This window comes from Gordoniibacillus kamchatkensis, from assembly GCF_000829455.1.
In the GTDB taxonomy this organism is placed as follows: domain Bacteria; phylum Bacillota; class Bacilli; order Paenibacillales; family NBRC-103111; genus Gordoniibacillus; species Gordoniibacillus kamchatkensis.
The window spans coordinates 1-8,828 of record NZ_JXAK01000113.1 but is presented as its reverse complement, the minus strand read 5'-3'; the positions used below and the strand labels follow the sequence as shown (position 1 = coordinate 8,828).

Genomic DNA, 8,828 nt, shown 5'->3' with positions numbered 1-8,828 from the left:
GCACCTCGGCGCGCTGCGCGCAGGCCGCTTCGAGCCTGCGCACGCGCTGGCGCTTGCAGCCGCGCCCGGGGCCGCCGCCCGCGAGTGCCGTCTCGCCGCGCCTGCGCGAGGCTGCGGAACGCTGGGACGCGTTCCGGCGCGAGGCGCTGCCCGGCTTCGCCCCGGGCGCGGGGAGCCGCTGCTCTTCGGCGAGCAGCTGTACTGGCTGCCGCACGCGCCGGGCGCTGCGCTCGGCAGCGCCGACCTGGCCGGGCTGCGGACGCTGCGGCCCGGCCTGCACCTCGGCGCGCTGCGCGCAGGCCGCTTCGAGCCTGCGCACGCGCTGGCGCTTGCAGCCGCGCCCGGGGCCGCCGCCCGCGAGTGCCGTCTCGCCGCCGCCTCCGCGGAGGCGGCGGCCTACTTGCGCGGCGAAGCGCTCGCGCAGCCCGGCCTCGCCGCCGGCTGGACCGTCGTCACCGTCGACGGCTACCCGCTCGGCTGGGGCAAAGTATCCGGCGGCCAACTGAAAAACCATTATCCAAAAGGTTTGCGCCGCATGGGATAGCCGCCGCTGTCAAATCATCCCTCGCTCCCGGACGCCGTATTTTTGCGCTGCTTGCATAAACTAACCGGGCTGAAATCAGTCAGAAACGGGAGTGGAGCATGATGCAGCAGACGCAAGCGCAAAACGAACTCCGGCCATCGGAAGTCATCCGCCTCATGGAGGAGCGTCATTCCGTACGCAATTACGAACAATACTATGCCATACCGCAGGAACATTTGGAAACGATCCTGAAAGCGGCCGCTACCGCGCCGTCGTCATGGAATCTCCAGCACTGGAAATTCCTCGTCGTCGAAAGCAGGGAAGACAAAGAAAAGCTGCTGCCGATCGCGAACGGCCAGCGGCAAGTCGTCGACAGCTCGGTTACGGTCGCCGTACTCGGCGATCTGGAGGCGAACAAAAACGCGGAAGCCGTATACGGCGAGCTGGTCGCCAAAGGGCTCATGCCCGCTCAAGTGAAAGATACTTTGCTGGCTCAAATCGAAGCCGCCTACTCGCGTTCCGATGCGGCGCGACTGGCCCGCGACGAGGCGATACGCAACTCCGCCCTAGCCGCGATGCAGCTTATGCTGGCCGCGAAAGCGCTCGGCTATGACACATGTCCGATGGGCGGCTTCAACCCCCGGCAATTGATGCAAGCCTTCAACATACCGGAACGTTACGTGCCGCTCATGCTGATTTCCGTCGGCAAGGCGGCCAAGCCGGCGCACGCCTCGAGCCGCCTGCCGCTTGAGCGGATGGTCGTGCGGGGCAGCTTTTGATGCAGCGCAAGTCGAGCCGAGAACACAGCGAAAACGGCGTCCTTTCCCGTGGCGGGAAGGCGCCGTTTTTCCGCTTAATGCACATTCTCGGTTTCGAACAAAATCTCGTCGATGAGCTTGTTGTTCACCATCATCGTGACGTTGAACGAATCGTATTCTTTTTCTTTGTCCAGCTCTTCCATCAGCAGCATGGCGATCAGCTCGCGGTCGTCCGCTCCCCCCGGCTCGCGGAAATCGATGAAGCCGGTCAGCTGGCGGTTGCTGATATCGACCGTTGCCGTGCCGATCGGCAATCCGCCGCGCGATTGCTGGTAAATTTCGTAGGTCAGCACGTCGCCGTCGTCCCGCACGAGCACGATCGAATAGTCGTCGCGGTCGCCCGAAACCGCCGTCCGCTTCTCTTCCTCTTCCAGCAAATCGTTGCGCTTCAGCTCGACCGTGTCGATCAGCTCGTCCCCAAACACCATCGCCAAGCTGAACGTCTCGATGTCATCCGCATCAAAATCGTTCACGATGAGTTCGGTCGCTTCATCGATTTCCTCATCAAGCGGATCGTACACCCACTCGACCGTTCCGCTTACGTGTCCGCGGCGAATCGTGAGGAACGCCTCGGCGGCAAGGTCTTTCTCCTCGTCGTAAATGTGATATTCGACCCGCCCCCGCTCCTCGTGAACGATGACAAGCTCGTAATCCGGCAAAGAGCGGGAAACCTCGTCCCCGTCCAAGGATGTGCCGCCGTGATCCATTTCGATGTCTTCCTGCTGGTACGGATTCACGTCGTTCAATTTGTCTTCGTCCAACCAGTCGATGTCGAAATCGTCATCCGGCTTGACGATGATGCGCTCATACGGAGCGTAAGTGACGATGACGTCGCAGGCGTCCACGCCGAGCGCTTCGGCCGTCGCTTCCACATGGCGCTGCACGCGTTCCAATACTTCCGTTTTCGTGCGCTCATCCAGCTCATCGGCCTCGAGCTGCACAGCTCCCGTCAGTCGGTCGTTTTCCCGGTACACCAACGCCATCATGCCGACGTACCGGTCGTCGTAGACGATATCGTGCGTCTCGCCGCCCGACGTTTTCATATCGGGTCTTAGCAACCACTCAGCCATATCACTGCTCTCCCTCTTCTGTCGGATTCTTCTTGTATAATGTCCGAACGAGGAAGGGATTATAACCGCCGTAAAGCGGCAATTTACAGCGCAATTTCGTTAAGGCGGCTCAAGGCTATTCCTCGGGTGAAGCCGAGGCCGATGGGTCCGAGGATGGCACGATCGAAGGAGCGGAGGCGCCAGGTTCATCCGTGTGCGCCGGCTCGCTCGCCGCCGTATGCGGCGGAATCGCCGGAACGACCGGCATGGCCGGATTCGGTCTCGCATATGTCCATACCTCGTTGCCGCCGGGCCCGGCAGGTCCGGTCGCTGCGGCGGCTCCGGCCGATTCCTTGTCCGCCATCGGCCCGGCGCTTCCGATTGTCCCGGCGCTCCCGCTTGCGAACGCAGCCCCGGCCGGCTGCCTGGCCCCGGATTCCGCCCGGGTGCCGGGGCTCATCTTGCCCGGCCGCATCGCCGCCCGCTCGTCTACGTACTGCTTCGCTATGCGCACCGTATTGTCGAACAGCTCTTGCACGATTTTGCGGAACGCCGGCTTCCCTATAAACATGCGCAGCCATGCCGGCATCAAGTCGTAGCCCTTGTCGATCACCCAGTTGAACTTGTCTTGGCCGGTCACAAGAATGAGCTGCTCCGCTCTTTTTTCCGCCCCCAGCATCAGCGTCATCGCCATCTTCTTCGCTTGCGACAAAGCGATGCCGCGATGCGCCGCCACATACAGCACGCCCGCCGCAAAACCGGCGATAAGCCGCCAGTTGTCGGATAGCAGCTGCAACCACATAAACTTCCTCTCCTTTGCGATTAAAATAAGTTCCCTATCCATCGTACGCGGCGGGCGGGAACCCGGTCACATCCAATCGCCGCGAAAACGTGCAAAAACCCGCATCCGTTCGCCCATTTCCCGCCGGCATGGATATCCGTCCAATCGCCCCGGGCCAAACCCCCATACGATACATTACACCGGGCGAGAAGCCCGGGACGCCAACGAATTCCAAAGGAGGCGAGGCTCATGCACGCTGCAGGCGTATTTACGAGTACCGGAGCTATCCTGGTTCTTTTCATTTTACTCGTGATCATCTCCCGCACTTTGCTTTTCTTCTAAATCCGGTTACGGCAAAATGGGGCTCTCCCGCAGTCGTCATGACGACGTTGGGAGAGCCCCATTTTCGGGCATTCACAGCTTTGGCCCGCTGCCCATATCGCCTTTCCCGCCGTTTGCGGCAGGCGGCGATATGCGCAGCGGCCAAACTGCACCGCAGCTTGAAGCTGGTTCCAGCGGCATTTCACATGCATGTGGCACACGGGCTAAGCAACGATAGCATTATGCCTAAAGGTATCGTGCTTTTCGTTTTTACCCGGTTCCTTCCGGTTAGCGGAAATTGGTTCCGTTATCGGCCTATTTCCCGGGTATTTCCCGGAAATAACGGAACGGGAGTACGTTATCTTTGCATTTTCGACGAGAACGGCCTTCGTTCTGGACCGATAGCGGAACTGCGTTCCGTTAAGATCGATCCGATGCCACTCTACTCGTGCAATAAAGGAACTACGTTCCTCTACGGCTGCTGCGGAAGGTTGTGCAGCGGCATGGGGGTACGGAGTTTATGTTTTGCCCGCCAGTCGCCTTCCCCGAATGCCGCCATATGAATGAAATCCCACGCCAGCCGCCGCTTTCGGGCATCTCCAATTTGCCAGTTATGCTCCACTGGTAACCACAGAAGAATGGCTGACCGCAATTTTCCAGATACCGCTAGTCAGTCCTAAAAAATGCCAGGAAACCCTGGCTCGAGTCCCGTAACGGCCCGCCGAATGAGCCGCTAATCTCCGGCTGCCGCCCCGTGCCGCAGCAGCGCCTCCAGCTCGTCGCCGGTCAGTTCGCGGCACTCGCCCAGCGGCAGGTCGGGGTCGAGCCGCAGCGGCCCCATCGTAATCCGTTTTAGGTACTTTACCTTTTTGCCGACGGCTTCGAACATCCGCTTCACCTGGTGAAACTTGCCCTCGGTAATCGTCAGCTCAATGTGGGACAAGCCGTCCGCCGATTCCGCCGCACTCTGCTCGATGCGAAGCTCGGCGGGCAGCGTCACATAACCGTCGTCGAGCGTGACGCCCGCCGCGAACGCGCGAACGTCGTCCGCGCCGACCGCCCCTTCCACCCGGGCGATATACGTCTTCGGCACGTGCTTGCGCGGAGAAAGCAAATTGTGGGCCAGCTTCCCGTCGTTCGTGAGCAGCAGCAGGCCCTCCGTATCTTTATCCAGCCGTCCGACCGGAAACGGCGCAAAATGGCGGTAATGGTCTGAGAGCAGCTCGAGCACGGTGCGGTCGCGGGCGTCTTCCGTCGCCGATACGAAGCCGGGCGGCTTGTGCAGCATCAAGTAAATAAATTCGCGGTACTGGACCGGTTCCCCGTCTACGCTGATCCGGTCTGCGGCGGGATCGACCTGCAGGCCGCTATCCTTGACCGTTTGCCCGTTCACTTGTATGGCCCCGCTCTTTGCCAGCTTTTTCAGCTCCGAGCGCGTGCCGAAGCCCATGTGGGCGAGCAGCTTGTCCAGCCGAAGCTTCGTGCCCATAGCGTCAGTTCTCCTCTTTTTGCGGCGGATTCGCTTTCATGGCCTCGTACAGCCGCAGCAGCTCGGGGTCGAGGACGGTAATGTCCAGATCGTACGGCTCGAACGGTTCCTGCTCGTAGCGGCAAAGTTTGGCGAGGTAAGCGGCGCTTTCCCGCCGCAGCCCGGCAAGATCGATGCCGAGCGCATCGTCCGGCTGCGGCTCCAGCTTCTCCAGCGCCGCCGTCAGCAGCTTGATCGCGCCGCTCACGTTGCCGTTGCCGTGATGGTACAAGCCGACGGCCACTTGCAGCAAGCCTTGCAGCAAAGGGCTGCGGCCCTCCTCGAGCCACAGCTCCTCCAGCACTTCGTGGCATTCGAAATAGTCCCGCGCCACGTTAAAATAATACAAAAATTCGATATACAGCTTATCGTACTGCGGCAAACGCGCTCCCTCCCAGCCGGCGGGCCTGTTTCAGCTGTCTTCGCCGCCCTTGGCGCGGCTCAAGGCGAGCTCGATGTCGTTCAGCAAGTCCCGCAGCAGCCACAGCTCCTCGTTTTCCCATATTTCGTTGAAGCGCAGCTGGAATTGCGCCGCCTCGCGCACGCGCCGGTAAAAATAAAGCACCTGAATGTTGTTCAGCACGAGCGACACCAGGTTCGATTGATCCTCGAACAGCTTCTGCGCTTCGACGATGTCGTCGCGGATCGAAGACATCTCCTGATCGAGCTGGTACGCCGCTTCGGCCGCCTTGCTGAGCCGCTCCCGCACATCCTCCGGCAGCACCGACTCTTTGTATTTGTAATGCAGCGAATGTTCGATCGTCGCCCAGAAATTCATCGCCAGCGTGCGGATTTGGATTTCCGCAAGCACCGCCTTGAGGCCGAGCGACGTCTGCACGGGGTATTCCACGATCAAGTGGTAACTGCGGTAGCCGCTCTCTTTTTTATACGTAATGTAGTCTTTCTCGTACACGAGCTTCAAGTCTTGACGTTCGCGTATGAGCTGGGCGACGCGATGGATGTCTTGCTCGAACTGGCACATGATGCGGATGCCGGCGATGTCCTCGATGCCTTGCTCGAGCTGATCCATCGGCACGCCGAGACGCTTGGCCTTTTCCAGAATGCTCGATATTTTTTTCACCCGTCCGGTGACGAATTCAATCGGTGCGTACTCCTCCCGGCTTTTCAGCTCGGCGCGGAGCGATTTGAACTTGACCTTCAGCTCCTCGACCGCTTGCTCGTACGGAAACAAAAACTTTTTCCAATCGCGTCCGTCCATCGTCCCGCCTCCCATCGTCTCTCTCTTAGCGGTGGTCCGCTCCGACCGCTTCGGCGACATGCCGGAAGCCATCGCGCCGCAGCAGCGCCGACAATCCGGCGTTTAGCCGGCCAAGCAGGTCCGGCCCTTCGTAAATGAGCGCCGTATACACTTCAACGAGGCTTGCGCCTGCGCGTATTTTATCATAAGCGTCCTGTGCCGTAAAAATCCCGCCGCAGCCGATAATCGGCAGCCGGCCTTCGGTGAGCGCATATAACCGGCGCACGACTTCCGTCGAGCGCTTCGTGAGCGGGCGGCCGCTGAGGCCTCCTGTCTGCGTGCGGTGTGGGTGCGTCAGGCCGTCCCGGCCGATCGTCGTGTTCGTCGCGATGATGCCGGACACGCCGCTCATCGCAATCGTCGCGGCTGTCGCCTCGAGCTCCGCTTCGGACAAGTCCGGCGCGATTTTGACCAGCACCGGTTTGGCGCCGCCCGCAGCGTGCGCTTGCCGCTCCATCTCGTCCGTTACGGCGTCGAGCAGCAGCTTCAAATCGTTGCCATGCTGCAAATTACGCAAATCCGGCGTATTCGGCGAACTGATGTTGACGACGAACAAGTCGCCGAGCGGGTAGAGCGCCCGGATGCATTTGCGGTAATCGTCCGCCGCCTGCTCGTTCGGTGTCGTTTTGTTTTTGCCGATGTTGACGGCGACCGGGACAGGCTGTCGGCCCGCCTTTGTCAAGTTGTCCGCCATCTGCCCCGCGCCGACATTGTTGAAGCCCATCCGGTTGATGAGCGCTTGGTCGGACGGCAGCCGGAACAGGCGGGGCTGCTCGTTGCCAGGCTGCCCGAGCGGTGTCACCGTCCCGACCTCGACGAAGCCGAGCCGAGGCGGGTGAAGCCTTTGACGGCGCGGGCGTTTTTGTCGAGGCCTGCCCCAAGGCCGATTGGATTCGGGAAGTCGAGCCCCCAGAGCCGGGTATGCAGCTCAGGCCGGGCGGACACCCCCCATATGGCTTGCAGCGCGGCCGCCGCCCCCGGCATGCGGGTGACGGCGCCGAGCCCGTCTACAATAAGATGATGCGCGGTCTCCGGGTCTAACCGGAACAGCAAAGGCTTGGCCAGCGCTTTATACAGCATGTCTGAGTCCTCCGTAGATACGCCCAAGCGATCGTTCGTTTGAATCGGTACTTAACAAGTTTAACGCGAATGGCACTTTTATGCAAAGGATGGAGGCGGATATGAAGCGGATATGAATGCGGCACATCGAAAACGCTTGCAGTCCGCCTTCCGTCCGCGCCCGGTTTGTGATACGATAGGCTGTACCAAGAAGATCATGATCACGAACCGAAGCGAAAGGGATGATTCGCGGATGGCGCAGCGCAAAACGTATTTGCAAAAGCGGGAGAAAGACGGCGTCAACAAAAAAGCCATCGCATGGGCCGGCGGAATCGCTCTCGCCGTTATCGCCGCGATGACGGTTTTGCTTATTTTGGACAAATAGGCATTGGCTTTGCGCTAGTCGAGCCAGCGGTACGTTTTATTCGGGTTGCTATCGTTCGTCTGCAAGGGGAGCCGGAACGTCGGCTTCCCTTTTCCTTTGCCCGCGCCGCCTGACGCCCCGTCGCCGTCCCCGGAATCGCTGAGCGGGGCGTCGGGCGGCAGCAAAGCGCGGCCGATCGTCACCTTCGTGCCGTGCGGCACCATGTCGTACAGCTCCTCGATGTCCGCCTGCCGCATGCGGATGCAGCCGAGCGACTCGTCTTTGCCGATACTGTCCGGCTTGTTTGTGCCGTGAATGGCGTACAGCGTATCCGAAAGCGTCATCCCGCGCGAGCCGAAATCGCCGTTCGGCTTGTTGTTCGGGTTGCGCACTTTCTCCGTTATCGCAAAATCTCCCTCCGGCGTCCGCTCGCCGCCGAGGCCGACCGGATACAGCCGGACGATGCGGTTGTTGGACAGCAGGCCGAGCCGGTGCTGATCTTTGTCGACGACGATGCGCAGCGGCTCGGCGAGCGGATGCGAAGGCGGCGTTGCTTTCGCTGCAGTGGCTCCCGGGCCGGCAGCCGCTGCGGCCGAACCGCCCGCACCGTCCGCGGCCGCTCCGGTGCCAGCCCCGCCGGCAGCCGCTTGCAGCGCTTGCGGAAACAGCTCCCGCATCGTATCCGTGAGCCCCGGCAGCATATTGTCCGGGTACGGCCGCGCCAGCTGCTCCGGCCGCTGCGGAGCGGCGCCGTACCGCTGCGTGTACGCGGCGACGGCGCTTTGCAGCACGATCCGCTCTTCCTCCTGGGCTTCCCAGCCGCTGACGATAGCGCGCGCCGCGTCGGTCCCTTCGGGCTTGCACGAGCACGCCTCCGGATCGAGCGGGCGCACGGTGCGCGCGGCGCCGTCCCCGGGCGCGCCGAGCCACAGGAGCGGCTTCGCCGGGGTGTGCCAATACACCCAGCGCCCGTCGGGCGAAGCCGCGCCCTCGGCGGCGATCGCTTCGCCGCCGCCGCCCGCCAGCAGCGCCAGCATCGCTTGCGCTGCTGCGCCTGCGCCGGCCCCGGCTTCGCCCGGGGCCGCGTACAGCACAGCGGGCTGCTGCGCAGCGCCCGCTGTGCCGGG

At 61.9% G+C, this 8,828-nt stretch carries 10 protein-coding genes and 1 pseudogene; 4 read left to right on the top strand and 7 right to left on the bottom strand.

The window, feature by feature from the left end:
- Positions 1-544: RsmF rRNA methyltransferase first C-terminal domain-containing protein (locus SD70_RS34350; RefSeq protein WP_197081247.1), on the top strand; the 544-nt coding region annotated here is incomplete at its 5' end.
- A 101-nt stretch (positions 545-645) separates the two neighbouring features.
- Positions 646-1,302 (top strand): nitroreductase family protein, encoded by a 657-nt coding sequence (locus SD70_RS31790; protein ID WP_041052619.1) that lies wholly within the window; start codon positions 646-648, stop codon positions 1,300-1,302.
- 74 nt (positions 1,303-1,376) lie between these two features.
- On the opposite strand, the gene SD70_RS31785 is transcribed toward SD70_RS31790, so the two are convergent.
- Together SD70_RS31785 and SD70_RS31780 are read right to left on the bottom strand one after the other, a co-directional pair.
- Positions 1,377-2,411 (bottom strand): hypothetical protein, encoded by a 1,035-nt coding sequence (locus SD70_RS31785; RefSeq protein WP_041052618.1) that lies wholly within the window; start codon positions 2,409-2,411, stop codon positions 1,377-1,379.
- Positions 2,412-2,526: 115 nt separating this feature from the next.
- Entirely contained in the window at positions 2,527-3,192 is a 666-nt protein-coding gene (locus SD70_RS31780) for a hypothetical protein (protein WP_041052617.1), read from the bottom strand.
- A 228-nt stretch (positions 3,193-3,420) separates the two neighbouring features.
- On the opposite strand from SD70_RS31780, the gene SD70_RS38985 reads away from it, so the two are divergent.
- Positions 3,421-3,513 carry a sporulation protein YjcZ gene (locus tag SD70_RS38985; RefSeq protein WP_082053806.1) on the top strand — a complete coding sequence of 31 codons (93 nt, stop codon included), beginning with the start codon at positions 3,421-3,423 and terminating at the stop codon, positions 3,511-3,513.
- A 712-nt stretch (positions 3,514-4,225) separates the two neighbouring features.
- Here SD70_RS38985 and SD70_RS31775 read toward each other — a convergent pair.
- The 4 genes and pseudogenes from SD70_RS31775 to SD70_RS31760 form a co-directional block, all read right to left on the bottom strand.
- A complete protein-coding gene (locus SD70_RS31775) occupies positions 4,226-4,981 on the bottom strand; it encodes a pseudouridine synthase (RefSeq protein WP_041052616.1) in 756 nt (251 codons plus the stop codon).
- Between the two features lie 4 nt (positions 4,982-4,985).
- The gene (locus SD70_RS31770; RefSeq protein ID WP_041052615.1) at positions 4,986-5,402 is read right to left on the bottom strand and encodes a DUF309 domain-containing protein; all 417 of its coding nucleotides are present in this window, start codon (positions 5,400-5,402) and stop codon (positions 4,986-4,988) included.
- A gap of 30 nt (positions 5,403-5,432) precedes the next feature.
- Positions 5,433-6,239 carry a GTP pyrophosphokinase gene (locus SD70_RS31765; protein WP_041052613.1) on the bottom strand — a complete coding sequence of 269 codons (807 nt, stop codon included), beginning with the start codon at positions 6,237-6,239 and terminating at the stop codon, positions 5,433-5,435.
- A 25-nt stretch (positions 6,240-6,264) separates the two neighbouring features.
- Positions 6,265-7,358: pseudogene (locus tag SD70_RS31760) on the bottom strand (quinone-dependent dihydroorotate dehydrogenase).
- 232 nt (positions 7,359-7,590) lie between these two features.
- Here SD70_RS31760 and SD70_RS39600 point away from each other — a divergent pair.
- Entirely contained in the window at positions 7,591-7,722 is a 132-nt protein-coding gene (locus tag SD70_RS39600; protein ID WP_269432564.1) for a hypothetical protein, read from the top strand.
- 14 nt (positions 7,723-7,736) lie between these two features.
- Here SD70_RS39600 and SD70_RS31750 read toward each other — a convergent pair.
- On the bottom strand, positions 7,737-8,828 hold a 1,092-nt coding region (locus tag SD70_RS31750), incomplete at its 5' end, for a L,D-transpeptidase (protein WP_052488115.1).

Bases quoted from the DNA above. Each gene is read 5' to 3' on its own strand.
- SD70_RS31790 (WP_041052619.1), top strand. From the start codon at position 646: ATGCAGCAGACGCAAGCGCAAAACGAACTCCGGCCATCGGAAGTCATC.
- SD70_RS38985 (WP_082053806.1), top strand. From the start codon at position 3,421: ATGCACGCTGCAGGCGTATTTACGAGTACCGGAGCTATCCTGGTTCTT.
- SD70_RS31785 (WP_041052618.1), bottom strand. From the start codon at position 2,411: ATGGCTGAGTGGTTGCTAAGACCCGATATGAAAACGTCGGGCGGCGAG.
- SD70_RS31775 (WP_041052616.1), bottom strand. From the start codon at position 4,981: ATGGGCACGAAGCTTCGGCTGGACAAGCTGCTCGCCCACATGGGCTTC.
- SD70_RS31765 (WP_041052613.1), bottom strand. From the start codon at position 6,239: ATGGACGGACGCGATTGGAAAAAGTTTTTGTTTCCGTACGAGCAAGCG.
- SD70_RS39600 (WP_269432564.1), top strand. From the start codon at position 7,591: ATGGCGCAGCGCAAAACGTATTTGCAAAAGCGGGAGAAAGACGGCGTC.
- SD70_RS31780 (WP_041052617.1), bottom strand. From the start codon at position 3,192: ATGTGGTTGCAGCTGCTATCCGACAACTGGCGGCTTATCGCCGGTTTT.